Origin of the sequence: Arthrobacter sp. SLBN-83 (assembly GCF_006715285.1) — a bacterium.
In the GTDB taxonomy this organism is placed as follows: domain Bacteria; phylum Actinomycetota; class Actinomycetes; order Actinomycetales; family Micrococcaceae; genus Arthrobacter.
This window is the reverse complement of record NZ_VFMX01000001.1, coordinates 2,514,613-2,540,690: the sequence shown is the minus strand read 5'-3', so window position 1 is coordinate 2,540,690 and position 26,078 is coordinate 2,514,613. Positions and strand designations below refer to the sequence as shown.

Below are 26,078 nucleotides of genomic sequence, written 5' to 3'. Positions count from 1 at the left end.
CCATGGCCGGACTCAAGGCGTTGCTGGAGACGGAGCCGGGGACCGCCGTCGTGCTTTACACCTGGGATACCGTGCTGTGGGGCGTCCTGCCCTACGTCATGGCGGTGGTGCTGGTGGGCGGACTGGTGTGGCGTTACCGGTACGACCAGTTCGGCTGGACCACCAGGTCCTCCCAGCTTTATGAATCCAGGCTGCTGCGGATCGCCTCCCCGCTGTTCCACTTTGGTCTGCTGGCTGTCATCGCCGGGCACTTCTTCGGCCTGGTGATCCCGATGGCCTGGACGCAGGCGGTGGGGATGAGCCAGGAGTTCTACCATTTCAATGCCCTGCTGGTGGGCGGCATCGCCGGGGTTGCAACGCTGGGCGGGATCGCGCTGCTGATCTACCGCCGCCGCACCACCGGGCCGGTGTTCATGGCCACCACCAAAAACGACAAGACCATGTACGTGGTGCTGACCGCTGCCATCGTGTTCGGGCTGTGGACCACGCTGGCCAGCGTCTTCGAGGGCGGGCACGGGCACAACTACCGCGAAACCGTGGCGCCGTGGTTCCGGTCGCTGTTCGTCTTCCAGCCGGACATCGCGGCGATGGCCGCGGCGCCGTTCTCCTTCCACCTGCACACGCTGGTGGGGATGGCATTGTTCGTCATCTGGCCGTTCACGCGGCTGGTGCACGCCTTTACCGCGCCGCTGCACTACCTGTTCCGCCCGTACATCGTCTACCGATCCCGGGACAGGGAGACGAAGGGCCGGGGCTGGTCCGCCGTGGGCACGCCGGACCGGGACACCCGCAACCGCTGACCGGCGGTGCGTTTTAGACAATGTGCTGAGGAGCTAGCCGTGGCCGGAACAACCTCAACGCCAGTTACCGGAAGGGCGCTGAACCTTGCGCTCGCGACGGCGGCGTCCGTGGCAGGCTTTTGGGCGTGGAACTCGGTGGCCACGCTGGGTGCCTTCTACACGCAGGACCTGGCGCTGACACCGGCCGCCACGGGAGTCCTGGTGGCGATGCCGGTGTTCGTCGGTTCGCTGGGACGGATCGTGGTGGGCACCCTGACGGACAAGTACGGCGGCAGGGCCATGTTCACATTCGTGCTGCTGGCCGCCATCCCTCCCATCCTCCTGGTGTCCATTGGCGGCCTCATCAGTTCGTTCGCGCTGGTGCTGGCCGCCGGGCTGCTGCTGGGCGTTGCCGGGACGGTGTTCGCCGTGGGGATTCCGTTCGTCAGCGCCTGGTACGAGCCCGCCCGCCGCGGCTTCGCCACCGGCGTCTTCGGTGCGGGCATGGGAGGCACCGCCCTGGCTGCCTTCCTTAACCCCCGGCTGGTTGCGGGGATCGGCTACTTCCCCACGCACCTGCTGATCGCCGGTGTCCTGGCCCTCATGGCGGCGCTGGTCTGGTTCCTCATGAAGGAATCCCCGGATTGGACACCCAACCACGCGCCGGTGCTGCCCAAGCTGATGGACGCGGCCAGGACGGCGGTCACCTGGAAACTGTGCTTCCTGTACGCCGTGGTCTTCGGCGGCTTTGTATCCTTTGCCACCTACCTGCCCACCTATTTGCGCGACGTCTACAGCTTCGACCCCGCCGGCGCAGGTGCCCGGACCGCCGGGTTCGCCTTGGCCGCCGTCCTGGCCCGTCCGGTGGGCGGGGTGCTCGCGGACAAGTTGGGCCCCAAGCCGGTGGTCATGGTGGCCCTCGGCGCCGTGGCCGTCCTGGGCTGGGTGGTGAACATGCGGCCGGACGGCGAGGTCCCGGCGGGTGCCACGTTCGTCGCCATGGCAGCGGCGCTGGGGCTGGGGACGGGCGGCGTGTTCGCCTGGGTGGGCGTCCTGTCGCCGGCAGGGAAGGTGGGCAGCATCAGCGGGATCGTGAGCGCCGCAGACGGCCTGGGCGGCTACTTTCCCCCGTTGGTCATGGGGGCCACGTACGACGCCGTAACGCGCAGCTACTCGATCCGGCTGCTCCTGCTGGTGGGCACGGCCCTGGTGGCCCTGGTATTCACCCTCCTCGCGGTCCAGCCCCGGGCAGGCACCGCGGCGGTTCAGAGGGCACGGTAACGCAGGTACACCACGCCGTTGCCGAACCGGCGCTCCTCCAGCAGTTCCAGCTGCGCTTCCAGTCCGTCCGGCAGGAAGCGCAGGCCGCCGCCCACCGTAACCGGGTTGATGAAGAGCTGGCACTCGTCCACCAGCCCGGCCTTCAGGGCGTGCGCGGCGAGGGTGGGGCCGCCGATGCTGATGTTCCTGTCGCTGGTGGATTTCAGCTCCTGCACCGCCTCCGGAGCGAACTGCCGCTCCAGCCGGGTCCTTGGCGTGGCGACGGTGTCCAGCGACGTCGAGTACACCACCTTGTCCGCTCCTTGCCAGATGCGGGCGTAGTCCTGGATGACCTGTGGCTCATTCCGTGTGTCCATGGTTTCCCAAACGGACATCACCTCGTAAATCCGGCGGCCCATGAGGTAGGTGCCCACGTCCCGCTCCAGGTCGTTGATGAAGGCGTGGATTTCCTCGTCCGGCATAGACCAGGCGAAGTTGCCGTCTGCGTCTGCCGTGTAGCCGTCCAGGGACATGATTGCGGAGTAGATCAGCTGCGCCATGGGCCCATTCTGCCGGTACTGGGCAGATCCCGCACGCAATTTAAAGCAGGTTCGCTGCCAGGGTCCTGCCGATGAACGTCCCGTAACGTTCAACCGACCAGCCCCGTTTCAGGACCAGCGTTTCGTAAAGCTCAGCGGCCGTGCAGGTAAACATGACGTCCGCCGCTTCCCTGGCGCTGAGGCCCGGCCGGAGGAGTCCCCTGCCCACCAGCTGCCGCGCGTTGTGCAGCATCCGCCGGTACCGCGCCTCGTCCACTTCCCCCAGCAGGGCCGCCATGGTGGCATCGCCGCCGGCGGCAGCTTCGCGGATGAGCAGGAACACCGGGGCCCCGAGCGGGCTCACCTCGGTGGTGAAGCGGCCGAACTGCTCCATCAGGGCGGCAGGGTCGGTGCTGGTCAGCTGGGCCAGGTCCGATCGTTCCTCGGCCGGGGACCCACCGGCGCCGAGGAGGCTCTCCTCGTAAATTGCCCGGACCAGCCCCGGCTTGCCGCCGAAATTCTTGTAGATGGTCTCAGCGGATACCCCGGCCGCCTCGGCGATTTCGGCGATGGTGGTGGCGCCGAATCCCTTGGCCAGGAACAGCTCCCGGGCGCGGGCACGGACCGTACGCAGCGATTCGGCGGCCAGCTCCCGGCGCTTCCGGGCGTCGTAACTGCGCGTGCCAGAGCGTTCCCCGGAAGCATTGACTGGGCTTTGCATGCAGTCTTAAACTCCAATCAATACAGTCAACTGTATTGAAATAAATCTAACAGGTCACTGCCTCGCCCTCCGAGGCACCAAGGAGTTTTCCATGGACACGCCAGACGGCGTGGACCGCCTCCCCGACGGCCCTGTTCGCCGCATGTTTACCGCAGCCGGGCAACACAACCTCGACGCCATGGTGGCCGAGTTTGCCGGCGACTATGTCAATACCACCCCAAACCACCCCTCCCGCAGCTTCACCGGAAGCGAACAGGTCCGGTCCAACTGGTCTGCGCTGTTCGCCGGCATTCCGGACCTAAGCCTGAAGGTGGTCGATGCCGCAACCAGCACCGATGGCAAGGTCTGGGTTGAGTGGGCATCCCATGGCACCCGCCGTGACGGCATCGCCGTCGAACAGGCCGGGATAGGCATCTTCACCCTTCGCGACGACCGGATTTCTGCCGTCAGGTTCTACCTGGAGCCGGCGGATCAGGACACCGGGGACGTGAATGCTGCGGTCCGGGCGATGGCCGGCACTGGACCGGAAGGAGCCGTGCCATGATCCTCCTGGTTGGGGCCACCGGTGACCTGGGTGGCCGGATCGCAAAGCGGCTGCGCGCTGACGGACACGAGGTCCGTTGCCTGGTCCGGCACAGCACTGACGATTCGTCGCTGAGGGCAATCGGGGCGGAAATTGTGCGCGGAGACCTCACCGAGCCCGGCACGCTGCCGCCCGCGTGTGCAGGCGTCGATACTGTGATCGCCACCGCTACTGCCATAAGCCGCCGGCTGCAAGGCAGCAGCCCGGCCAGCATCCGTGAGGTAGATGAGGTGGGCATGGGTCACCTCATCGATGCTGCGGAGTCCGCCGGCGTGCGCCGCTTCGTCTACCTGTCATTCGGCGGGGTTGATACCGCTGTTGAGACACCCTTGAGGCACGCCAAGCTGGCCATGGAGAGGCGCCTGTCGGCTTCTGCCATGCGGACAGTAATTGTCCGCCCGGACGCGTTCCAGGAAGTGCACTTGTCCCCCATCAGCCGCTTCGATGTGGCGGCCGGCAAGGTGTCCGTGATTGGAAAGGGCAACACGAAGGCGCGTTGGGTGGCGACGGATGATGTGGCGGCCCTCCTTTGCGCCGTCGCCCTCGAGCCGGACCCACCACGGCTGGTCGAGTTTGGCGGCCCGGAGCCGCTGACGAAGAACGAAGCGAGCCTGCTGGCCGCGGAGTTGATGCATCGCCCCATGAAGGTGCAGCACATGCCCCGCCCTGTGGCACGACTCGCCGTCAGGATGCTCAGCCGCCGCAGGGATGGTTTGGCCTCCGCCCTGGGGGCCGGCCTGACGACAGACCTCCACGAGGCCACGTGGGACGACAAACCCCTGCGCCAGCGCGGGATCAATCCACGGCCTGTCAGCGACTTCCTCAGGGAGCAGGCCCGGGCATATGGGGGACGTTGAAGCTGCGTCAACGTTACCGGGACACCAGGAACTGCTGCCCCAGGGTCCAGAGGTTGGAGACCGTCCAATAGACCAGGACGCCGATGGGGAAAAAGATCCCGCCAGCACCGAAAAGCAGCGGCAGCCCCACAAGGATGAACCGCTGCTGGCGCATCAGGGGGCTGTCGCTGTCCTGTCCGGCCATGCTCCGTGCGGCCCCCAGTTTCTGCGTCAGGAACTGGCAGGCAATCATCACCAGGATCATCACGACGGCGGGGACGGCCACGGCGGCGGGGTCCCCGCCGCCGTGCAGCAGCGAGGCGGACAGCGGCGCGCCAAAGACGCTGGCGGAATCGAACTGGACCACCTGGTCCCGGCCCAGTGCGCCGATACCTTGGCCCTGCGGCGCGGCGCTGGAGATTCCGGACAGTACCTGGAACAGGGCCAGGAAGAACGGGGCCTGGATCAGCAGCGGCAGGCAGGCGGATAACGGGTTGGTGCCGTGCTTTTTGTACAGGGCCATCTGTTCCTGGGACATGGCCTGCCGGGATGCCTGGTCCGTCCTGCCCTTGTACCTGGCCTGGAGCTCCTTCAGTTTCGGCTGCAGGAGGCGCATCCGGCGCTGCGCCCGGACCTGGGCGAGGAACACCGGAATCAGTGCGGCCCGGATGACAAGCACCAGCCCGATGATGGCCAGCGTCCAGGTCCATCCGCCTGCCGCCGCCATGCCCGCGGCGGCCAGCCCGTCATGGAAAGCCACCAGGATGACGGACACCAGCCACCGGAACGGCTCCATCACTGCCGAAAAAAAGTCCACGAATCCCCCATCCGCCAGTTGCTGCCAAGCTACGGCGAAACCGGGTCCTTGTCACGGGCCAGGCAGTAAAGGAGGTCCTGCCGGGTTTCCCGGCCCTACTGCTTCACAAGCGCGTTGCCGTACCCTGCATCGCACTTGCCGTCGTGTATTACTCCTGCCCCGGGCGCCACCGCGTAGTTGGGGGCCGGATTGAAGACGGCGGTGTTGACCTTGGTCACCTTACTGGCACATTCGTCGGCGGCGCCGGCACTCACACCCTGGCCGCCGATCCACATATCGATCCAGATAGTGGAGTTGGTTCCGTTCGCGTTGGCGCCCTGATGGCACGGGCCGCCCTGCGGATTGTTGCCATCGCCGCAGGTGTCTTCGACGATGAAGTAGCGGCGGACGTCCGGGAGGTAGATCCGCGTGCCCGCGGGAAAGTCGAGGACGTCCTGCCCGGTGGCCAGCGAGTGTCCTACGGCAATGGTGATGGGGTCCTCGAAGGAGCCCGTGCCTCCCGCAGTCGGATGGAGCACCGGGTGGCTGATGGTGGCTGAACCGGCAGGGGTGTTGTCGAACCAGGTGTACGCCGTGGTGTAGGTAGTGGCGACAACACGTTCGGAGGACGATGGGGCAGTGGCCGCCGCGGCGGCGGGCGCGGGCGCAGTCTTCGGCGCGGCGGACGGCGGCGTGGCAGGGGCGGGAACTGCCGCCGGCGCGTTGGCAGCTGCCTGTGCGCGGGCGGCCTCTTTTTGCGCTGCTGCGGCAGTGGCCTTGGCAGCCTTCTCCGCAGCGGCGGCTTCTTCGGCCTTCCTGGCGTGGGCCGCTTCCTTCCCGGCCTGCGCTGCGGAAGCAGCCCTTTCCACGGCAATCCGCTGGGAGGCGCCAACTTCGTCGAGCGCCATGTCGAGGGAAGTGCGGGCACCGGCTTCGACGCCCGCAGAGGAGTTGGAAGCCGGGGACGCCGTGTTGGCGGCACCGCAGCCGGTCGTGGCAAGTAATGCCGAGAGCATTGTGGCAGCGAGCAGACTGTTCCTGCGCATGAAAACTGAGCCTCTTCATGGGAGTGAGAAGGGCAGCGGCACCAGGATGCCTTGCCCGGACAGAGTGGCGGTCTGCGGAACGCAAGGCACAAAGGCCTGGGACTTAGCACACGCAAGAGCGTCCAGGACGCTCCCAGCGTGTGTGCCAACCGGTGACCTAAACGTTACCTTTCCCGGAGATGCTGTGCCAGTCGGTGACAGCCTCTACGGAGAGTGGACAGGTGGGAGGCTTTTGGCACGCGCCTGGAATCTTATACAAGAAAGCCCCCGGATCCTTGCGGGATCCGGGGGCTTAGCCTGTAGCGGTGGGGAGGCTCGATCTCCCGACCTCACGATTATGAGTCGTGCGCTCTAACCAACTGAGCTACACCGCCACGAATGAGAAAAACCTGCGTCAAGCCGGTCAAACCGCCTTGACGCAGGCCCTCATTCAGAGCCCCCCACCGGAATCGATCCGGTGACCTCGTTCTTACCAAGAACGCGCTCTACCACTGAGCTAGGGGGGCAACGAGTAAATACTCTACCGGAAGATTTCCGCACCAACAAATCGGCGCCCCGGGCGCTCCCGGGGCCAGGGGGCGCTGCCAATTCGGAACCCGGGAAGGCCGGTTTTCCGCGGATTTACGGGGCTGGAGCGGCCCGGGACAGGAGAGCTTACAACGACGGGAGGCATCTTTTGGAGGTCCCACGCCTCCATGCCGGGAGCGGAATGTGTCCATCCCCACACTCGATTGCTTAAAAGCCGATGGGCCGGCTCGAAAGCCGGCCCATCGCCGTCGTCAATTACTCAAACCTGCGGAAGGTTTACCACTTGCCCTTGCGGTTGAAGTCGCCCTGGCGGGGCTTGCGGGAGCCGTCGCCGTGGCCGCTGAAGGAACGCTCGGAACGCTCGCTGTACGAACGGCCGCCGCGGTCAGCCGAGGACCGTTCGCCGTCGTTCTTCCGGAATTCCTTTTTGAAGCCGCCGTTGCCCTTGAAGTTGCCGCCGCGGTTGCCCTGGTAGCTGGGGCGGTCGCCGGAGGGACGGCGGCCGTTGTCCAGTTCCAGGTGGATCAGCTCGCCGCCGATCCGGGTGCGGGACAGTGCGCGCAGCTGGTCCTGGCTCAGGTCCGCGGGCAGTTCCACCAGGGAGTGGTCCGAGCGGATGTCGATGCCGCCGATCTGCGCGGAGGAGATGCCGCCCTCGTTGGCGATGGCGCCTACGATCGAGCCGGGCATGACGCGCTGGCGGCGTCCCACCGCGATGCGGTAGGTGGCGTTGCCTTCGGTCAGCTGGCGGCTGGGACCGCGTGAGCCGAAGCCGTCCTTGGAGCGCTCGCGCTTCTGGAACTCGGGAGCAGCAGGCAGTTCCTTGACCAGCAACGGCTGCCCGCCCTGGGCCATGACGGCCAGTGCCGCAGCGATTTCTGCGGCCGGCACCTTGTGCTCTTCCTCGTAGGAGGCGATGAGGTCGCGGAACATGGAAACGTCCTCGGAGGCGAGGGTCTCGGTGATCCGGTCCGCGAACTTGCCCAGGCGAAGGGTGTTCACGGTCTCCGCGGTGGGCAGGTGCATCTGCTCCACCGGCTGGCGGGTGGCCTTCTCGATGGCGCGCAGCAGGTACTTCTCACGCGGCGTCATGAACAGGATGGCGTCACCGTTACGGCCCGCGCGGCCGGTGCGGCCGATGCGGTGCACGTAGGACTCGGTGTCGTGCGGGATGTCGTAGTTGATGACGTGGCTGATGCGCTCCACGTCCAGGCCGCGGGCGGCAACGTCGGTGGCCACCAGGATGTCGATGCGGCCTTCCTTCAGCGCGTCAACGGTACGCTCACGCTGCTGCTGCGGGATGTCGCCGTTGATGGCGGCAGCCTGGAAACCGCGGGACTTCAGCTTGTCAGCCAGGTCCTCGGTGGCCATCTTGGTGCGCACGAAGGCGATGACGCCGTCGAACTCTTCCACCTCAAGGATGCGGGTCATGGCATCGAGCTTCTGCGGGCCCATGATCTGCAGGTACCGCTGGCGGATGTTGTTGCCCGTGGTGGTCTTGGTCTTGACCGAGATCTCTGCGGGATCGTTCAGGTACTGCTTGGACATGCGGCGGATCTGGCCAGGCATGGTGGCCGAGAACAGCGCCACCTGGCGGTCCTCGGGGGTCTGCTGGAAGATCTGCTCCACGTCTTCGGCGAAGCCCATGCGCAGCATCTCGTCAGCCTCGTCCAGCACCAGGTACTGCAGCTCGGACAGGTCCAGGGACCCCTTGGAGATGTGGTCGATCACGCGGCCGGGGGTACCCACAACCACCTGGGCGCCGCGGCGCAGGCCGGCCAGCTGGGGACCGTAGGCGGAGCCGCCGTAGACGGGCAGCACGGTGAAGTCATCGATGTGCTTGGCGTAGGAGGTAAAGGCCTCGGCCACCTGGAGCGCCAGCTCGCGGGTGGGGGCCAGGACCAGGGCCTGGGTCTTGCGGGAGGGGCCGTTGAGGTCGTGGAGTTCGGCCAGGCGGGACAGCGCCGGCACTGCGAATGCTGCAGTCTTGCCGGTACCGGTCTGTGCCAGGCCCACCACGTCGCGGCCTTCGAGCAGCAGCGGGATGGTGGCTGCCTGGATGGGGGACGGCTTTTCGTACCCGACATCCTGGAGGGCGGCAAGGACGCGGCCGTCGATGCCGAGGTCGGTGAACTTCACGGTGTTTTCGTCAGCGTCCGCGGCAGGTGCCTCGGCTGCGGGAGCCTCGGAGTTCGTGGGAGCCTCAGCGGCGGCCACGGGGGCGTCCTCAATAACGGCGGTGGTTTCGTTCTGGTTTTCGGGCATAGGGAGATTCCTCATCCATAGGGGGCCAGGCGGCACTACCCAAGGTGAGCGGAGCCGCAGTACACGTGCCGATGGTGCCGGGCAAACGTTGACCGGCCGGTCACAGAAGTCCGGCGCTTTCGCAATCCCATGGCAGGACTTCGCGCTGCATCTCTTGGCTGCTATCCCAGCAGTCTGTACAGCGTTTCTCTTTAGCCGGCTCTCCCTATGAAAATGCCCGCATCGCTTGCGCGGGCCCCAACACTTGCCAGTCCTGCCTCAAAAATTGGGCAGGAATAAGGGATTTCCGGAGTGGGGGATGTTTCAAGTGTAGGGCACGCAGGCGCCGCGGCGTTAATCGAACGGGCGACGGCGGCGGTGAGCTTGCGCACACGGTGTCTCCTAGGTGCCGCCAGGGCAAGGGGTACTACTGCCCCAGCCGCCGCAGCAGTACCTCAAACCTGGCGTGGTATTCGTCCTGGAGCCTGATCTCGCCGTCGGCCTCTGCGCCGCGGAGGGCCTCGATGGCCTCTGCGTCCGGTTCACTGAACCACCTGCCGATGGTGATGCCGTGGCGCGGCACGAAGGTCCGCTCGATGGTGTCGCCGGCCCGGATGCTGCCGGTGCGGATGACGCGCAGGTACGTCCCCACCCGCCCCTCGTCCGTGAACCGCTTGACCCACTGCGGTTCCTTCATCCGGCGCTGGAACGTAGCGCAGGGGGTGCGCGGGGAGGTGACTTCGAGTTCGACGCCGGACCCCACCTTCCAGCGCTCCCCGATCACCGCATGGGTGGCTTCGATGCCGGACACCCTCAGGTTCTCACCGAAGCTGCCCGGCGGCAGTTCCCGGCCCAGAGCGCCGGCCCAGTAATCGGCGTCGGCCTGGGAGTAGGCGTAGACGGCCTGGTCCTCCCCGCCGTGGTGTGCCCGGTTGGCCTGGATGTCCCCGCGCAGGCCGAGCTTGTGGACCTTGACCGGGCCATTGGTCGGGCGCTTGTCGATGGCGGTGACGCCGATGCTGCCCTGGTCCCCCAGGAGCTGGTGGACACGGCAGACGGCAAGGACAGAACCTGATTCCATGGCATCAGTCTAGGGTTCCCCGGGACGCCGTCCCCGACTGCCGGCCATGGGCAGTTCTCCCCTGCTGCCGCACTGCGTTCCTACTCGCAGGCGGCACCGGCAGGGACTACGCTGATTCGAGACTTGCATTGGGGGGCAGTGCTGCGCCCAAATCGTGCGGACAACTGAGGGGGACGCCGTGGATTCGAACCAGAAAAACCCACAAGGGGAACCGGAGGACGGGCCCCCGAATGGGGCGGACAGCGCCGGGGGCAGCAGTGGTCCGGGCAGCAGCGCCAAACCCCCGCCCTGGCAGGTGCCCAAGCCTGAGCTGCGTCCCGAGCTCCTCAACCAACCCGTTACTCCAGTGGACCCGTTCGCGCGCGAGCGGGAAAAGCAGCTCAACGATGGCGCGGCGCGAAAGAAGCGCTCCCAGCGCCGCGCGGTGGTGGTGGGCCTGGGCGTGACCGCCCTCCTGGCGGGCACCATTACGGCCGTGGTGGCCAGCAACGAGGACGATCCCGAGTATGCCCAGGTGTGCTTCAACGATGAAACCGGCGAGCGCGTTGAAGACAGGAACTGCGACAGCTCCGCTGGCCGCGGCGGCGGCATCTACGCCTGGTACTTCTACTCCCGCGGAGCCAGCGTCCCCTCGATCGGCCAGAACCGGTCCACCGCACCCAACTACACACGGACTGTTCCCAGCGGGGCCAAGGCTTCCACGGGTTACAGCAGCAAGGGCGGCACGGTGAGCCGCGGCGGTTTTGGGTCAATCGCCAAGAGCGGTTCCAGCGGCGGCGGCGGAAAGGTTTCGGGGGGCTGACGGATGAAAAGAATGTTGTCTGAGCCCCGGCCGGGGTGGAAGCAAAAGATCGAAGAGCAGGGCCTGGTCTTCTCCACCACCATGATGGATGACGGACGCCGCATTGAGTACTGGAACGAGTCGGCGTACTACGAATTCACCATGGACGAGGTGGAGACCCTGGAAGTGGTGGCCGAGGACATGCACCGGATGTGCCTTGAGGCCGCCAAATTCCTGGCCACCGGCGCCATGGGCAGCATCGGCATCGGTCCGCAGGCCCTGGAACTGGCGGCGGAATCCCTGCAGGCCGGCGACGTGGACGTCTACGGCAGGTTCGACTTCATCTATGACGGTCAGGGCGGCCCGGCCAAAATGCTGGAGTACAACGCCGACACCCCCACCGGGCTCATCGAGGCCGCCGTGGCCCAGTGGTTCTGGCTGCAGGACGTCCATCCGGAGAAGGACCAGTGGAACGGCATCCACGAGGCACTGATCCGGCAGTGGAAGAAATTCCAGTACCGGACGGGAATGAGCACCTTGCACGTGGCCCACTCGGAGGTGGAGGAGTCCGGCGAGGACTGGATGACCGCCGCGTACATGCGCGACGTTGCCAGCCAGGCCGGATGGACCACCATCGGCATCAACATGTCCGATATCGGCTGGGACCCCAACCTGAACCGCTTCGTGGACCTGGACAACTTTCTGATCAGCACCATCTTCAAGCTCTACCCCTGGGAGCTGATGATGAAGGAGGAGTTCGGCCCGCGGCTGCTGGAGCGTGCCCACAACCCGCGCTGGGTGGAACCGGCCTGGAAGATGCTGCTCTCCAACAAGGCCCTGCTGGCCGCACTCTGGCACCTTTACCCCAACCACCCCAACCTGCTGCCGGCCTACCTCACCGATCCCGGACCGTTGAAGGAATGGGTCGGCAAGCCGCTGCACGGCCGTGAAGGCGACAACATCCGCATCCACGCGGACGGCATCAACATGGAACAGCCCGGCGGGTACGGCCGCGAAGGCTGGTGCTACCAGCAGTACCACCCGCTGCCGGACTTCGACGGAAACCGTCCCGTCCTGGGGCTCTGGGTGGTTGACGGCGAGTCCGTGGGCTGCGGCATCCGCGAATCCGACGGGCCGGTCACGGACTACTTCTGCCGCTTTGTCCCCAACACGATTGACGCCCCGGCGCCGCTGTCAGCGGTTGCCGACTCCACCAAGGCAGGTATCACCCTATGAGTACGGACATGACGACGACGGGCGCCTCCGGAGGAGGTCCGGGCACCCCAGTGCCGGCCAAGGGGCTGCGGGCCGGGATCCTGGACCTGGGCGACTCGGTGATGCTGGGGCTGGCCTCCACCGCGCCGGTGTACTCCCTGGCCGCCACACTGGGCCTGATCGTTGCGGTCAACGGCAACTACACTCCCCTGATCCTCCTGCTGGGCTTCATCCCGGTCCTGTTCATCGCCTATGCCTTCCGTGAACTCAACAGCGCCATCCCGGACTGCGGCACAACGTTCACCTGGTCCCGCCAGGCCTTCGGCCCGTGGGCAGGCTGGCTGGGCGGGTGGGGCGTGGCGCTCGCCGGAATCGTGGTCCTGGCCAACCTGGCGCAGGTGGCCGGGCAGTACCTGTGGCTGCTGGTAGGCGACGGGTCGCTGGCGCAGAACAAGGTTCTGGTCACCGGGACGGGCCTGCTGTTCATTGTGCTGATGACCCTGGTGAACTACCGCGGGATCCGGCTGGGCGAACACGTCCAGCGTGTGCTCACGTACGTCCAGTACATCGCGCTGGGCGTCTTCGCGCTGGCCATCGTGGTGCGGATTGTTGGGGGTGCCCCGGAGGGCCAGGCCTTCGACTTTGAGTGGTTCAACCCGGTGGGTGCCTTTACCGACCCCGGCGCCGTGGTGCACGGAGCCCTGCTGGCCCTGTTCATCTACTGGGGCTGGGACACCTGCCTGGCGGTGAACGAGGAAACCGAGGACCCGTCCAAGACCCCCGGCCGCGGCGCCGTGATCTCGGCCTTCGTCCTGGTGGCCATCTACGTTTCCGTGGCGCTCCTGGTGATGATGTACGCCACGGTGGGCTCCGAGGGAATCGGGCTGGGCAACGAGGCAAACAAGGACGACGTGTTCCTGGCCATGAAGGACGTGGTGCTGGGGCCGTGGGGCTGGCTGATCGTCATCGCGGTCCTGGCCTCTGTCCTGTCCTCCACCCAGACCACCATCCTGCCCACCGCCCGCGGCACCCTGTCCATGGGGGTCCACGGCGCCCTGCCGGCCAGGTTCGGAGAGGTGCACCCGCGCAACCAGACTCCCGGGTTTTCCACGAAGGTGATGGGCGGGGCCGCGGCAGCCTACTACGTCGCCATGAGCTTCCTGAGCGAAAACCTGCTGGCAGACTCCATCAGTGCCATCAGCCTGTTCATCGCCTTCTACTACGCCCTGACCGGCTTCGCCTGCTTCTGGTACTTCCGCGGAACACTTCGGGAATCCGCCCGCAACCTCTGGTTCCGCGGGATCCTCCCCCTGGTGGGCGCGCTGCTGCTGACCGCCGCGTTCTTTGTCTCCGCTGTGCAGATGTGGGACCCGGCGTACGGCGATACGCAGATCTTCGGCGTCGGCGGGGCGTTTGTGAGCGGTGTGGTGCTGCTGGCCCTCGGCGTGGTGCTGGCTGCCGTTTGCCGGTTCCTGCCCGCCACCCGCGGCTACTTCCTGATCAAGAAGTGACGGGTGAACACATGACACGCGAAGAAATGACAGCTGAAGCCATGGCCGCCGGTCTGTCAGACATCCTGGACCTTGATTCCCTGCTGTCAGCGGGGGAACTGGAACTGCGGCAAAAGGTCCGGGACTTCACCAACCAGCGCATCAAGCCGGACATCGCCCGCTGGTATGAGGACGCCGTCTTTCCCCTCGATCTGGCGCCGGAGCTGGGCGAGCTGGGCGTTCTGGGCATGCACCTGGAGGGCTACGGCTGCCCCGGCCGATCCGCCGTCGACTACGGCCTCGCCGCGATGGAGCTGGAAGCCGGCGACTCCGGGATCCGCACGTTCGTATCCGTCCAGGGCTCCCTGGCCATGACCGCCATCCACACCTGGGGCTCGGAGGAGCAGAAACAGGAGTGGCTGCCGCGGATGGCAGCGGGCGAAGTCATTGGCTGCTTTGCCCTGACCGAGCCCACTGCGGGTTCGGACCCTGCTTCCATGGCCACCTTCGCCCAGCGCGACGGCACCGGGGACCACGCCGGCTGGGTGCTGAACGGGGCGAAGCGCTGGATCGGCCTGGCGTCGGTGGCCGGCGTAATGGTGGTGTGGGCCATGACGGACGACGGCGTCCACGGCTTCCTGGTGCCGGCCGGAACCCCCGGCGTGACCGCCACACCTATCACGCAGAAGCTGTCCATGCGCGCGTCCATCCAGTGCGACGTGGTGTTCGACGACGTCCGGCTGGGTCCCGAGGCCCTGTTGCCGGGGGCGCGGGGGCTGCGCGGCCCGTTCACCTGCCTGAACGAGGCCCGGTACGGCATTGCCTGGGGCGCCATGGGCGCGGCCCGCGATTGCTATGAGGCGGCCCTGGCGTACTCGCAGGACCGGCTGCAGTTCGGCAAGCCGCTGGCCGGTTACCAACTCACGCAGGAGAAGCTGGTGAACATGCTGGTGGAGATCCAGAAGGGCACGCTGCTGGCCCTTCACCTCGGGCGACTCAAGGATGCGGGGACCATTCGGCCGGAGCAGATTTCGCTGGGCAAGCTCAACAACGTGCGCGAGGCCATTGCCGTGGCGCGGGAGGCCAGGTCCATCCTGGGCGGCAACGGCATCACAACGGACTACTCACCGCTGCGGCACGCTGCCAACCTGGAGTCCGTGCGGACCTATGAGGGCACCGACGAAGTCCACACCCTGATCCTAGGCAGGCACATCACCGGCCTGGGCGCTTTCCAGTAAGCGCGGGGGCCCGGCTGGTCAGGCCGAGAAGCCGCCGTCTGCCTTGATCAGCTGGCCGGATACCCAGCGACCTGCCGGCGAGAGCAGGAAGGCCACGGTTCCGGCGACGTCGGCCGGGGTGCCCAGGCGGCCGGTAGGCTGCTGCGCGGTGAGCTCCTCCCGAATCTCCGGGGTCATCCACCCCGTATCCACCGGGCCCGGGTTCAGCACGTTCGCGGAAATCCCTTGCGGGCCCAGTTCGCGGGCGGCGGCAATCACGATCCTGTCCAGCGCCCCCTTCGAAGCGCCGTACGGAAGGTTGAACGCCGTGTGGTCGCTGGTCAGCGCAACGATCGCGCCGCCGTCGTCCGTTGCCTGGCGAGCGAAGGCGGCAATCAACTGCCAGCTGGCGCGGGTGTTCACCGCGAAGTGCCGGTCAAAGGATTCGATGGTGGTGTCCAGCACGCCCGAATCCACCGACTCCGCGTGGCTGAGCACCAGGCCCTGCAGCGGTCCGGCCAGCTGCGCGGCCTCGGCAACCAGCCGGTCCGGCACGCCCGGGTCCTGAAGATCGGCCGACAGGACGGAGACCTTGGCGCCGATGGCTTCAAGCTCCGCGGTAAGCCGGACCACGTCCTCCGGTTCGCTCCCCCAAGGCATGCGGGCGTCGTAGTCGGCCCAGTAGGACAGAACCAGGTCCCAGCCATCCGCAGCCAGCTGCCGGGCGATGCCGGCGCCGATCGCGGCCAGGCGCCCCACTCCGGTGACCAGGGCAACGGGACGGGCGGGGACGGGCACGGTGGATTCCATTCGACCAGCCTAGCGGCGGCTGGTGCCCGCGCTGTTCAGGCCGCTGCCGGCTCCGCTTCCTTTGAGCCTTTATGCCGGCGGATGGTGGCGCTGATGCCCGCGGCGATGGTGCACATGGCCGCCGCTCCCAGCCACGCGTAGGTGTAGTGCCCGGTGGCGTCGCGGAGGGCGCCGGCAGCGATGGCGGCCGCGGCAGCCCCGAGCTGGTGGGCGGCGAAGACCCATCCAAAGACCACGCTGCCGTCAGCGCCGAACGTCTCGCGGCAGATGGCGGCCGTGGGCGGGACGGTGGCCACCCAGTCCAGGCCGTAGATCACCACGAATACGATCATGCTGGGCTGCACCTCGGCGTTGAGCAGCAGCGGGAGCACCAGCAGGCCGATGCCGCGGAATTGGTAGTAGACGGCCAGCAGGATGCGGGGGTTGAAGCGGTCGGTCAGCCAGCCCGAGGCGATGGTTCCGATGATGTCGAAGATCCCGACGACGGCAAGCAGCCCAGCGGCAGTGGTTTCCGGCATGCCGTGGTCGTGGGCGGAGGGAATGAAATGGGTGCCGATCAGGCCGTTGGTGGTGGCGCCGCAGATGGCAAACCCCGCCGCGAGGGCCCAGAAGGTCCTGACCTTGCTGGCCCGCCGCAGCACCTGCAGCGCGCGGACGGCGGCGTTGGTACGGGGTCCGCTGTCCTGGACCGGTGCGGCCTCTTCAGCCTCGACGTCCACCGGCGCAGCGCCGTACGGCAGCACCCCGACGTCGGCAGGCGAGTTCTTGAGGAACTTCAACACCAGCGGGACCACGGCCAGGGCACCGGCGGCGATCAGCAGGGAGGCCTGCCGCCAGCCGGGGTCCTGCGCGAGCATGGCGATGAAGGGCAGGAAGACCAGCTGTCCTGCGGCGCTGCCTGCAGTGAGGATGCCGATCACCAGTCCGCGGCTTTTGGTGAACCACGTGTTGGCGATGGTGGCGGCGAAAACCAGGGCCATGGAACCGGTTCCCAGCCCGATCAGCAGCCCCCACGTCAGCAGGATCTGCCAGGACTGGTTCACCAGCACGGTCAGGGCGCTGCCCATGCCGATGAGGGCAAGTGCAGTTGCAGTGACGGCCCTGACCCCGAACCGTTCCATCAGGGCGGCGGCGAACGGGGCGGTCAGGCCGAATAGCACCAGGTTGATGCTCACGGCCGCTGACAACACGGTGGTGGACCAGCCGAACTCCTGCTGGAGCGGGACCATGAGGACACCCGGGGCGGCCCGGAATCCGGCTGCCCCAACGAGGGCCAGGAACGCGACGGCGGCCACCGCCCACGCTGGGTGCAGGCGCCTGCGCTTCCGCGGCGACGAGGGGAGGGCAACAGAGTCCGCGGAAACTTTGGCGGCCTCTTCAGGCAGGGTGCTCATGCGGCTGATCCGTTCCCGGACGCGGTGGACAACGGGATGGGCTGCTCCGACCTGGCCCGGCTGTGCCAGCTGGTGTTCGCCGCGGTCAGCCTTTCACCGCATTCCGTGCAGGTGTCCGCCGACGTGGTGGACTTCCCGCAACCGGCATGGATGACGTAAAGGTGCGCCTTGTCCGAGGGCGCCGGCAGGTGCTTCTCGGCCCAGATGGTCACCGCGTTCAGGACCGGGAGCGCATCCTCCCCCATGGGAGTGAGGACGTACTCCCGGCGGGTGCGGCCGCCGTCGTCATATGCCTTTTTCTCCAGCAGCCCGGACTCAACCAGGCCAGCCAGGCGTTTGGTGAGGACGGAGTCCGCCACCTCCAGCCGGTCCTTCATGGCGTCGAAGCGGCCGTTGCCAAAGAAGACCTCGCGCAGTACCAGGATGCTCCAGGGGTCGCCCAGGATGTCCAGGCCGCGGGCCATGCTGCAGTTGCGTTGGGACCAGTCGGATCGAAGAGGCATACAGGAAAAGCTAGCTGACTTTCTTCAAGAAAGCTAGGGCTCCCCGCGGGGATTACGGGATGTTGGAGAACGCCTGGTCCAGGTCGGCGATCAGGTCCTCCTTGTCCTCGATGCCGCAGGAGAGGCGCAGCAGGTTCACGGGGACGGCCAGCTCAGTGCCCTTGACCGAAGCGTGGGTCATTTCGGAGGGGTAGTTCATGAGCGACTCGATCCCGCCGAGGGATTCCGCCAGGGTGAACACGGACGTGGACTCGGCCACCTTCCTGGCCGCTGCTTCGCCGCCCTTGAACTGGACGGAGACCATGCCGCCGAACTTGCGCATCTGGCGCTTGGCCAGCTCGTGGCCCGGGTGGTTTGGCAGGCCCGGGTAAAGGACGGCCTCCACCTCCGGGCGTTCCAACAGCCATTCGGCCACGGCCTGGCCGTTCTCGCTGTGCCGGTCCATCCGGACGCCCAGCGTCTTCAGGCCGCGGGTGGTCAGGAACGCATCCATGGGTCCGGACACGGCGCCCACGGCGAACTGGACGAAGCCGATCTTCTCGGCCAGCTCCGCGTCCTTCACGACGACGGCGCCGCCCACCACGTCGGAGTGGCCGCCGATGTACTTGGTGGTGGAGTGGACCACCACGTCGGCACCCAGGGCGAGCGGGTTCTGCAGGTACGGGGATGCGAAGGTGTTGTCGACCACCAGGAGGGCCCCGGCGTCGTGCGCAATGTCGGCGAGCGCCACGATGTCCGTGATCTTCATCAGCGGGTTGGAAGGCGTCTCCACCCACAGAAACCGGGTCTTGTGGGCTTCCACCGCATGCCGGACCCGGTCCAGGTTGGCCATGTCCACCGGGGTGTTGCCGATGCCCCAGTCCCCCAGCACCCGGCTGATCAGCCGGTACGTGCCGCCGTACACGTCGTTGCCCAGCACAATGTGGTCTCCGGGCCGGGTCAGTGCGCGGATGAGGGCATCCTCGGCGGCGAGGCCGGAGCTGAAGCTGTAGGCGTGGGTGCCCAGTTCCAGCGCGGCGAGCTGTTCCTGCAGTGCGTCCCTGGTGGGGTTGCCGCCGCGGCCGTACTCGTAGCCGCTGCGCAGGCCGCCGATGCCGTCCTGCGCGTAGGTGGAGCTGAAGTGCAGCGGCGGCACCACGGCACCGGTGCGGGGCTCGAAGTCCTGGCCGGCGTGCACGGCGCGGGTGTTGAATCCCTGGTTTTCAGAGGCAGTCATGATGCTCCTTTATTGGTAGCGCAGTTCAGTTGCTGAGGTAGGCCAGCAGGTCGTGCCGGGTGAGGATGCCTACGGGCGCACCCACGAACGTGACCATCAGGGTGTCCGAGTCAGAGAGCAGTTCCCTAGCCGCGGAGATGGTCTCCAGTGATCCGATTACGGGCAGCTTGGGTCCCATGTGCTCGGAAATCTTGTCAGTGAGCTTGGCTTCGCCGCGGAACAGCTTGGCGGTGAGGGTGCGTTCGTCCACGGCGCCCAGGACCTCGCCCATGACCACGGGCGGCTCCTGGGACAGGACCGGGATGTGGCTGACGCCGAATTCGTTCATGATATTGATGACGTCGCGGACGGACTCGTTGGGGTGGATGTGCACCAGGTCCGGCAGTTCGCCGTTCTTGGACTTGATGACCTCGCCCACGGAAGTTTCCTCGCCACCGGAGAGGAACCCGTAGGAACGCATCCACTGGTCGTTGAAGATTTTGGCCAGGTAGCCGCGGCCCGAGTCGGGCAGGATGACCACGACGACGGCACTTTCCGGCAGGTCCCTGGCCGCCTGGAGCGCGGCTACTACCGCCATGCCGGAGGATCCCCCCACCAGCAGCCCCTCTTCCCGGGCCAGGCGGCGGGTCATGGCGAAGGAGTCGGCGTCGGTGACCGCGATGACGTCGTCCGGGATGGTCTTGTCGTAGTTCGCCGGCCACATGTCCTCGCCGACGCCCTCGACAAAGTACGGGCGGCCGGTGCCGCCTGAGTAGACCGAACCCGCGGGGTCCGCGCCGATGATCCGTACCACCCCGCCGTCGGACTCCGGCCTGTCTGCCGAAACCTCCTTGAGGTACCGCCCGGTACCGGTGATGGTGCCGCCTGTGCCGGCGCCGATGACCACGTGGGTGACCTTGCCGTCGGTGTCCCGCCAGATTTCCGGGCCCGTGGTCTTGTAGTGGCTGCCCGGTGCCGCAGGATTGGAGAACTGGTCCGGCTTGAAGGCGCCAGGGGTCTCGCGCGTGATCCGGTCGGACACACCGTAGTAGCTTTGCGGACTGTCCGGCGGCACCGACGTTGGCGTAACCACCACCTCGGCGCCGTAGGCCTGGAGCACGGCACGTTTGTCCTCGCCTACCTTGTCCGGGACCACGAAGACGCACTTGTAGCCCTTCTGCTGCGCCACCAGGGCCAGGCCCACCCCGGTGTTGCCGGACGTGGGCTCCACGATGGTGCCGCCGGGCTTCAGCTTGCCCTCGCGTTCGGCGTCCTCGATCATCTGCGCCGCGATGCGGTCCTTGATCGAGCCGCCCGGGTTCAGGTATTCCAGCTTGACCAGGACGGTGGCTTTGATGCCTTCGGTCACGTGGTTGAGTTTGATGAGCGGGGTATTGCCGATGAGGTCCAGGATGGACTGGGCGTACTTCATAGGTACAAAACTACCGCTTCCTGTGAGCCCTTCCCTGCCGGGGGTGCGAGGATAGCCCGGTGAAGCAGTTCGCATGGCTCAAAGCCGCCCGGAGTTACCTGCTGCCCGGCGCCATCCTGGCAGCAGGCGCGGCCACCCTGGCATGGGGCGTACTCCCCCTGCCAGCGTTCGGGGAGCTGGCTACCCGCACCATTCCCATCCTGGCCTTCGTGCTGGCGATGTCCCTGGTCACCGAGCTGGTGGACGAGGCTGGGCTGTTCCGGGTGGTGACGGACCGGCTTGCTGCCTTGGGCCGGGGCCGCGTCTTTCTCCTGTGGCTCCTGGTGGTGGCGGTGGCGACGGTATCCACCGTATTTCTGTCCCTGGATACCACCGCCGTGCTGGTGACACCCGTGGTGGTCCTCCTGGCGGTCCACGCCCGGATCCCGCCGCTGCCGTTTGCGCTGACCAGCATCTGGCTGGCCAATACCGCTTCCCTGCTCTTGCCGGTCTCCAACCTGACCAACCTCCTGGCCCAGGACCGGCTGGGCCTGACCCCGTGGCGCTTTGCCGGGCTGGTCTGGGCCCCTGCCCTGGTTGGCCTGCTGGTCCCGCTTGCCCTGCTCTGGCTCGCGTTCCGCCGGGACCTGCGCGGCACCTACGGGCCGCAGCCGGTGCATCCCGTCCGCGACAGCACCTTGCTGAAGGCCGCGGCCATCACGCTCCTGGTCCTGCTGCCAGCGCTGGTGTCCGGGATACCGGTCCAGTACCCGGCGCTCGCCGCGGCCGCCGTCCTGTTGGCGGTCTTCCTCAGCCGCAGGCCCTCCGTGCTGCGCTGGTCAATGGTCCCCTGGCGGCCGCTGATGCTGACGGTGGGCCTGTTCATGCTGATGGAGGCCCTGCACGCGCATGGGCTCACCCCCCTGCTGGCGGGTGTTGCCGGTTCCGGGGACACCCTGCCCGCACTGCTGCAACTGGCCGCGGCGGGGGCCGGTGCGGCCAACGCCGCCAACAACCTTCCCGCCTACCTGGCCCTGGAGCCGGTGGCGGGATCGCCGGCCAGGCTGGCCGCCCTGCTGATCGGGGTGAACCTGGGCCCGCTGGTGACCCCGTGGGCCTCGCTCGCCACGCTGCTGTGGCACGAGCGGCTGCGCGTGCTGAACGTCCCCATCAGGTGGGGCGGGTTCGCCGCAGCGGGCCTGGTGGCCGTGGCGCTGACCGTCCCGCTGGCCGTCCTGGCGCTGTGGGCCGTGTCCGGGATGCCCTGAGCCCCGGGCGTCCGGTCAGCTGCCTGCGCCCGGGCCGGCGCCGGGGAGGTTTTCCCACAGGCCCATCACATTGCCTTCGGGATCCTTGAAGTACGCGGTGTAGCCCATTCCGGGAATCTCGTTCTTGGGCATGACCACCGAGCCGCCCAGCTGTTCCACGCTCTTGAGGGTGGCGTTGATGTCCGGAACGTCGACGGTGATGACCGGGGCGGTGATCCGGCCGTCCCTGGCCATCATTCCCCCGTTGATGGCGCCCGCGGCTGCCGGCTGGCCGTCGTCATCCATGTCCGTGGTGATGACCATGCTGTAGTCCATCCCCGGCACCGCTTCGATGCGCCACCCCAGCGCCTCCTGGTAGAACTTCCTGGCCCGCTTCTGGTCGTCCGCGGGGATCTCGAAATGCACTACGCCGCCCATCATTGCCCTCCGTGTTTCGTTATTCGCGGTCATCTCCCGGTCGCCCGGGCGCCACCCGGTGATCGTAATCCGGGCCCGGAAGGCGCAGAAGGGCCGATGGTCCCGCCGCTGTCGGTGGTCCGTGGGACGATGGAAGGCATGACGATCGCAGAGGCACCTCCCCGGCTGGCAGCCGCGGCGGATGTGTCCCTGCGGTGGTATCCGGAGGCTCCCTACAGCCTTTCCCGGACCCTCGCGCCGCTCCTTCGCGGCAACAGCGATCCTTCGTTCAGCGTCCAGGGCGACGTCATCTGGAACGCCTTTACGACGCCGGCCGGCCCGGCAACCATGCGGCTCGCCCCGGCGGGCGGCGGCGAGGCAGGCGTGCCGTTGGTGGACATCCAGGCGTGGGGCCCGGGGGCTGCGGCCGCCGTGGAAGCGGCACCCCGGCTGCTGGGTGCGGACGACGATTGGCGCGGTTTCGACCACCCCTCCTTCCATGCCACCCTCCCCCGCATGGTCCGGGAGGCCCGCCGCCGCGCCCTGGCGGTCCGGCTGCCGTCAAGCGGGCGGATGGTGGACCAGCTGGTGCCGATCATCCTCGAACAAAAGGTGACGGTGATCGAGGCGCGGCGCGCCTATCGCTACCTGGTACACCGATATGGAACGCCGGCTCCCCCGGCCGGAACGTCCACACCGGCGGGACTCGTCGTGCCCCCAACAGCGGCACAGTGGCTGCAGGTTCCCAGCTGGGAGTGGCACAAGGCCGGCGTAGGACCCCAGCGCTCGGCCACGGTCATGCGGGCGCTGCGCTCCGCCGTCGCACTTGAACGCCTCGCAGCCCTGCCGGCCGCCCAGGCGGCCCAGAAGATGCAGGTCATCCCCGGCATCGGGGTGTGGACCGCTGCAGAAGTGGTGCAGCGAACCCACGGCTGCCCGGATTCCATTTCCGTGGGCGACTACCATCTGGCGGCCTATGTAGGAGCGGCACTGACCGGACGGCGGACGGACGACGCCGGGATGCTCCGGCTGCTGGAACCGTGGCGCGGGCACCGGCAGCGCGTGGTCCGGATGATCCAGAGCACCGGTTTCCGCAAGCCCACCTTTGGCCCCCGCATGACCATCCAGGACCACCGCGGGCACTGACCCTGCGGGCGTGATCCGGGCGCGCACCACGGGCCCTCTTTCCAACCAGGGCGCTTGACCGTCGGCACGGTGGGTACGGCCATTGGTGAGAGCCGCCCGCGGGGCGGAAAGCTGCACAGGACGGAAGGGACCCCATGAGCACCAACCCAGTCAGCACGAACCGGGCCAGCAGCGAGCGGCAGGCCGCCGGCCCCGCAGCCTTGGACCCCGACGCACAGGATCCCACCGTCGATGACCCGAACGCTGATGATCCCACTGTCGCCGACCCAATGGGGGACGAGAAGGTGCGGCTCCAGCTGGCCATCTTCGAGGTCACCCGTGACGCCGACGGCAGGAGCCTCGACGAGATCCAGGAGATGCTGCGCGCCGCCTTCGCACGGCGCGGCGTCGAGACGCCGCCGGGCACCTGGCTGGAATCGGTGGCATCCTCGGCCTTTTACGGTGAGCCGTACATCGTGAACCTTCCTGCTGCGGTGGTCGCGGACACGATTGTGCCCGCCCCGAACCAGGAGGTCCGGGACCGGCTGGCCGCCCAGCGTGAGCTCCAGCAGGAAAAGCTCCCGGCCGGCATCTTCCCCTCGCAGGAAGACTGGAACATCCCCCGCAGCGAGACGACCGGCGGCAGCACCCGCACGCTGTCGCTGCCGCAGTGGGAAAGCGGAGCGGTCCTGGCCCTGGCTGCACTGGCAGCCGTTGCCGTCGCCGCCGTCGTGGCAGTCCGGGCGGGAACCAGCCGCAGGCGCCGCGAAAGCGCCTAGAGGCCCAGCCGGGCCACGGCTTCCTCGCGCATCTGGACCTTGCGGATCTTCCCCGAGACCGTCATGGGGAAGCTCTCCCTGACTTCCAGGTAGCGGGGGATCTTGTAGTGGGCCAGCCGCCCGCGGCAGAAGTCGGCAAGGGATTCAGCGGTCAGCGGGCCGGCGCCGGGCTTGAGGATGACGCAGGCCATCAGTTCCTCGCCGTACCGCGAATCCGGGACCCCGATCACCTGCACGTCCTGGATGTCGGGGTGGGTGTACAGGAACTCTTCGATCTCGCGGGGGTAGATGTTCTCGCCGCCCCGGATCACCATGTCCTTGATCCGGCCTTCCACCACCACGTACCCGTCGTCATCCATTCGGGCGAGGTCACCGGTGTGCATCCACCCGTCGGCGTCGATGGCCTCGGCCGTCTTGTCCGGCTGGTTCCAGTACCCTGCCATCACGGCATAGCCCCGGGTGCAAAGTTCGCCGATCTGCCCGCGCTCCAGCTCTTCGCCGGTGGCAGGATCCACGATCCTGCTCTCCAACTGCGGCATGGTGCGGCCCACTGTCTCGGTGCGCTGCTGGAGCGTGTCCCCCTTGCGGGTCATGGTGGACACCGGCGAGGTCTCGGTCATGCCGTAGCAGATGGCCACATCCACCATGTTCATCTCCGAAATCACCCGGTTCATCACCTCGATGGGGCACAGCGAACCCGCCATCACACCGGTGCGGAGCGTGGACAGGTCGTAGCTGCCGAAGTCGGGCAGGGCCAGCTCGGCGATGAACATCGTAGGCACGCCGTACAGCGACGTCCCCTCGAAATCCTGGACAGCCTCGAGCGCCGCGGCGGGCGAAAAGCCGCGCCCCGGGATGATCGTGGCGGCACCGTGGCTGAGCGCATTGAGATTGCCGATCACCATGCCAAAGCAGTGGTAGAACGGCACAGGGATGACCACCCGGTCGCGTTCCGTATAGCCCAGCAGCTCGCCGATGGCGAAGCCGTTGTTCAGGATGTTGTGGTGGGTCAGCGTGGCACCCTTGGGGAATCCCGTGGTGCCGGAGGTGTACTGCAGGTTGATGGGGTCGTGCGGGGAAAGTTCGGCCATGCGTTCCCTGAGGAATGAATGCCCGACGCCGTCCGCCCGGGTAAGCAGTTCGGCGTACGCGAGTTCCGCGTCGCTTTGGGGGCTGCCGGCTTTGAGGAGGTCCAGGCCGTGGTCCGGGAGGAAGACGAGCTCCCGCAGGTCCGGGCAGGTGAGGAGGGCCTGGCGGGCCATGGCCACGTAGTCGCTGTTGCTGTCCGAGGGCGCGGTGACCAGCATGCGCATGCCGTTCTGCTTGACCACGAATTCGAGTTCATGGCTGCGGTAGGCGGGGTTGACGTTGACCAGGATGGCGCCGGCTTTGGCGGTGGCGTACTGCAGCAGCGTCCACTCGGCGCAGTTGGGGCTCCAAATGCCCACCCGCTCCCCCTTGGCGACGCCCAGGGCGAGGAGCGCGCGCGCCAGCCGGTCGACGTCGTCGTTCATCTTGGTGTAGCTCCAGCGGCGGGCGTCACCGCCCGGTACCGGGGCGGCCTCGATCAGGGCGTCGTGGAGCGGAAACTGCGCCACCACGCGCTCAAAGTTGGCGCCGATGGTTTCCTCCAGGAGCGGGACGTCAGTGTCCCCGGCTGTGTAAGCACGCATGAAGGCACGCTACCAACAGGATCACGGCAGGAGAAGGACGACAGGCGGGGAAACGGACGCAACAGAACCGGAGGGAACGGCTGTGCCCGGTATTGTGAAAACCATGAGTGCACCCATTGACCTGATAGCAACGTTCATCCCCAACGAGGGCGAGTTTCACCGCGTGAAGCTGGCCCTGGATATCGCGATCGATGAGGTGGTGAAGGAGCCCGGCTGCATCCGTTACGAGCTGACCGAGGCCACGGAGGAAAAGCTGGTCCTGACCGAGCAGTGGGCGTCCGAGGAGGATCTGGACAAGCACTCCAAGGGCACCGCCGTGCAGGACCTGAACGAGTCGCTGAGCGCGCTGCTGGCCGAGCCGGTGAAGGTGGAACGCGTCTAGCGCAGAGCGTTAAACGGCAAATGCGG

Annotated in this window: 25 protein-coding genes and 2 tRNA genes; 12 read left to right on the top strand and 15 right to left on the bottom strand. The window is 67.2% G+C overall.

Going from position 1 to position 26,078, the window contains the following annotated elements; genetic code table 11:
• The first annotated feature begins 2 nt into the window (after nt 1-2).
• Nucleotides 3-800 carry a respiratory nitrate reductase subunit gamma gene (gene narI, locus FBY30_RS11785; RefSeq protein WP_142133038.1) on the top strand — a complete coding sequence of 266 codons (798 nt, stop codon included), beginning with the start codon at nt 3-5 and terminating at the stop codon, nt 798-800.
• A 39-nt stretch (nt 801-839) separates the two neighbouring features.
• Complete coding sequence (locus FBY30_RS11780) at nt 840-2,060, top strand: MFS transporter (protein WP_142133037.1); 1,221 nt, start codon at nt 840-842, stop codon at nt 2,058-2,060.
• Here the strand turns inward: FBY30_RS11780 and FBY30_RS11775 are convergent.
• Both FBY30_RS11775 and FBY30_RS11770 read right to left on the bottom strand, forming a co-directional pair.
• Nucleotides 2,045-2,599, bottom strand: a complete 555-nt coding sequence (locus FBY30_RS11775) for a dihydrofolate reductase family protein (RefSeq protein ID WP_142133036.1) — start codon at nt 2,597-2,599, stop codon at nt 2,045-2,047. The genes FBY30_RS11780 and FBY30_RS11775 overlap by 16 nt on opposite strands.
• 40 nt (nt 2,600-2,639) lie before the next feature.
• Complete coding sequence (locus tag FBY30_RS11770; protein WP_142133035.1) at nt 2,640-3,299, bottom strand: TetR/AcrR family transcriptional regulator; 660 nt, start codon at nt 3,297-3,299, stop codon at nt 2,640-2,642.
• 91 nt (nt 3,300-3,390) lie between these two features.
• Between FBY30_RS11770 and FBY30_RS11765 the strand changes: the two genes are divergently transcribed.
• A complete protein-coding gene (locus FBY30_RS11765) occupies nt 3,391-3,843 on the top strand; it encodes a nuclear transport factor 2 family protein (protein WP_142133034.1) in 453 nt (150 codons plus the stop codon).
• Nucleotides 3,840-4,739, top strand: a complete 900-nt coding sequence (locus tag FBY30_RS11760) for an SDR family oxidoreductase (RefSeq protein ID WP_142133033.1) — start codon at nt 3,840-3,842, stop codon at nt 4,737-4,739. Before FBY30_RS11765 ends, FBY30_RS11760 begins: the two co-directional genes overlap by 4 nt.
• Before the next feature lie 13 nt (nt 4,740-4,752).
• On the opposite strand, the gene yidC is transcribed toward FBY30_RS11760, so the two are convergent.
• The 6 genes from yidC to FBY30_RS11730 all read right to left on the bottom strand — a co-directional run bounded on the left by yidC (nt 4,753) and on the right by FBY30_RS11730 (nt 10,413).
• Nucleotides 4,753-5,535 carry a membrane protein insertase YidC gene (yidC, locus tag FBY30_RS11755; RefSeq protein WP_142133032.1) on the bottom strand — a complete coding sequence of 261 codons (783 nt, stop codon included), beginning with the start codon at nt 5,533-5,535 and terminating at the stop codon, nt 4,753-4,755.
• Between the two features lie 95 nt (nt 5,536-5,630).
• Complete coding sequence (locus FBY30_RS11750) at nt 5,631-6,560, bottom strand: hypothetical protein (protein WP_142133031.1); 930 nt, start codon at nt 6,558-6,560, stop codon at nt 5,631-5,633.
• 300 nt (nt 6,561-6,860) lie between these two features.
• A tRNA-Met gene (locus FBY30_RS11745) sits at nt 6,861-6,934 on the bottom strand.
• Nucleotides 6,935-6,994: 60 nt separating this feature from the next.
• Nucleotides 6,995-7,066: transfer RNA gene (locus FBY30_RS11740), tRNA-Thr, on the bottom strand.
• A gap of 298 nt (nt 7,067-7,364) precedes the next feature.
• A complete protein-coding gene (locus FBY30_RS11735) occupies nt 7,365-9,353 on the bottom strand; it encodes a DEAD/DEAH box helicase (protein ID WP_142133030.1) in 1,989 nt (662 codons plus the stop codon).
• A gap of 406 nt (nt 9,354-9,759) precedes the next feature.
• Nucleotides 9,760-10,413: an MOSC domain-containing protein gene (locus FBY30_RS11730; protein WP_142133029.1), complete on the bottom strand. Its 654-nt coding sequence runs from the start codon at nt 10,411-10,413 to the stop codon at nt 9,760-9,762.
• Between the two features lie 178 nt (nt 10,414-10,591).
• On the opposite strand from FBY30_RS11730, the gene FBY30_RS11725 reads away from it, so the two are divergent.
• The 4 genes from FBY30_RS11725 to FBY30_RS11710 are packed head-to-tail and all read left to right on the top strand — an operon-like array spanning nt 10,592 to nt 15,137.
• Nucleotides 10,592-11,215: a Tat pathway signal protein gene (locus tag FBY30_RS11725; protein WP_142133028.1), complete on the top strand. Its 624-nt coding sequence runs from the start codon at nt 10,592-10,594 to the stop codon at nt 11,213-11,215.
• A 3-nt stretch (nt 11,216-11,218) separates the two neighbouring features.
• Nucleotides 11,219-12,430, top strand: a complete 1,212-nt coding sequence (locus FBY30_RS11720) for a glutathionylspermidine synthase family protein (protein ID WP_142133027.1) — start codon at nt 11,219-11,221, stop codon at nt 12,428-12,430.
• Entirely contained in the window at nt 12,427-13,920 is a 1,494-nt protein-coding gene (locus tag FBY30_RS11715) for an APC family permease (protein WP_142133026.1), read from the top strand. Before FBY30_RS11720 ends, FBY30_RS11715 begins: the two co-directional genes overlap by 4 nt.
• A gap of 11 nt (nt 13,921-13,931) precedes the next feature.
• Entirely contained in the window at nt 13,932-15,137 is a 1,206-nt protein-coding gene (locus FBY30_RS11710; RefSeq protein ID WP_235009429.1) for an acyl-CoA dehydrogenase family protein, read from the top strand.
• 18 nt (nt 15,138-15,155) lie between these two features.
• On the opposite strand, the gene FBY30_RS11705 is transcribed toward FBY30_RS11710, so the two are convergent.
• From FBY30_RS11705 to FBY30_RS11685, 5 genes are read right to left on the bottom strand one after another with little or no spacing between them, the layout of a single operon-like run.
• The gene (locus FBY30_RS11705; protein WP_142133025.1) at nt 15,156-15,926 is read right to left on the bottom strand and encodes an SDR family oxidoreductase; all 771 of its coding nucleotides are present in this window, start codon (nt 15,924-15,926) and stop codon (nt 15,156-15,158) included.
• Nucleotides 15,927-15,961: 35 nt separating this feature from the next.
• Nucleotides 15,962-17,320 (bottom strand): MFS transporter, encoded by a 1,359-nt coding sequence (locus tag FBY30_RS11700; RefSeq protein ID WP_142133024.1) that lies wholly within the window; start codon nt 17,318-17,320, stop codon nt 15,962-15,964.
• Entirely contained in the window at nt 17,317-17,823 is a 507-nt protein-coding gene (locus tag FBY30_RS11695; protein ID WP_142133023.1) for a winged helix-turn-helix transcriptional regulator, read from the bottom strand. The genes FBY30_RS11700 and FBY30_RS11695 overlap by 4 nt, the downstream gene beginning before the upstream one ends.
• Before the next feature lie 52 nt (nt 17,824-17,875).
• On the bottom strand, nt 17,876-19,039 hold the full coding sequence (locus FBY30_RS11690; RefSeq protein WP_142133022.1) for a cystathionine gamma-synthase: 1,164 nt from the start codon (nt 19,037-19,039) through the stop codon (nt 17,876-17,878).
• Between the two features lie 25 nt (nt 19,040-19,064).
• Nucleotides 19,065-20,450, bottom strand: coding sequence for a cystathionine beta-synthase (locus FBY30_RS11685; protein WP_142133021.1), 1,386 nt, complete (start codon nt 20,448-20,450; stop codon nt 19,065-19,067).
• Nucleotides 20,451-20,509: 59 nt separating this feature from the next.
• On the opposite strand from FBY30_RS11685, the gene FBY30_RS11680 reads away from it, so the two are divergent.
• A complete protein-coding gene (locus FBY30_RS11680) occupies nt 20,510-21,697 on the top strand; it encodes an SLC13 family permease (protein WP_142133020.1) in 1,188 nt (395 codons plus the stop codon).
• 15 nt (nt 21,698-21,712) lie between these two features.
• On the opposite strand, the gene FBY30_RS11675 is transcribed toward FBY30_RS11680, so the two are convergent.
• Nucleotides 21,713-22,117 carry a VOC family protein gene (locus FBY30_RS11675; protein WP_142135202.1) on the bottom strand — a complete coding sequence of 135 codons (405 nt, stop codon included), beginning with the start codon at nt 22,115-22,117 and terminating at the stop codon, nt 21,713-21,715.
• Nucleotides 22,118-22,252: 135 nt separating this feature from the next.
• Here FBY30_RS11675 and FBY30_RS11670 point away from each other — a divergent pair, with 135 nt between their 5' ends.
• Together FBY30_RS11670 and FBY30_RS11665 are read left to right on the top strand one after the other, a co-directional pair.
• Entirely contained in the window at nt 22,253-23,239 is a 987-nt protein-coding gene (locus FBY30_RS11670; RefSeq protein ID WP_142133019.1) for a DNA-3-methyladenine glycosylase family protein, read from the top strand.
• A gap of 134 nt (nt 23,240-23,373) precedes the next feature.
• Entirely contained in the window at nt 23,374-23,997 is a 624-nt protein-coding gene (locus FBY30_RS11665; protein WP_142133018.1) for a hypothetical protein, read from the top strand.
• Here the strand turns inward: FBY30_RS11665 and FBY30_RS11660 are convergent.
• A complete protein-coding gene (locus FBY30_RS11660; protein WP_142133017.1) occupies nt 23,994-25,670 on the bottom strand; it encodes an AMP-binding protein in 1,677 nt (558 codons plus the stop codon). The genes FBY30_RS11665 and FBY30_RS11660 overlap by 4 nt on opposite strands.
• A gap of 103 nt (nt 25,671-25,773) precedes the next feature.
• On the opposite strand from FBY30_RS11660, the gene FBY30_RS11655 reads away from it, so the two are divergent.
• The gene (locus FBY30_RS11655) at nt 25,774-26,052 is read left to right on the top strand and encodes a putative quinol monooxygenase (protein WP_142133016.1); all 279 of its coding nucleotides are present in this window, start codon (nt 25,774-25,776) and stop codon (nt 26,050-26,052) included.
• Nucleotides 26,053-26,078: the final 26 nt, after the last annotated feature.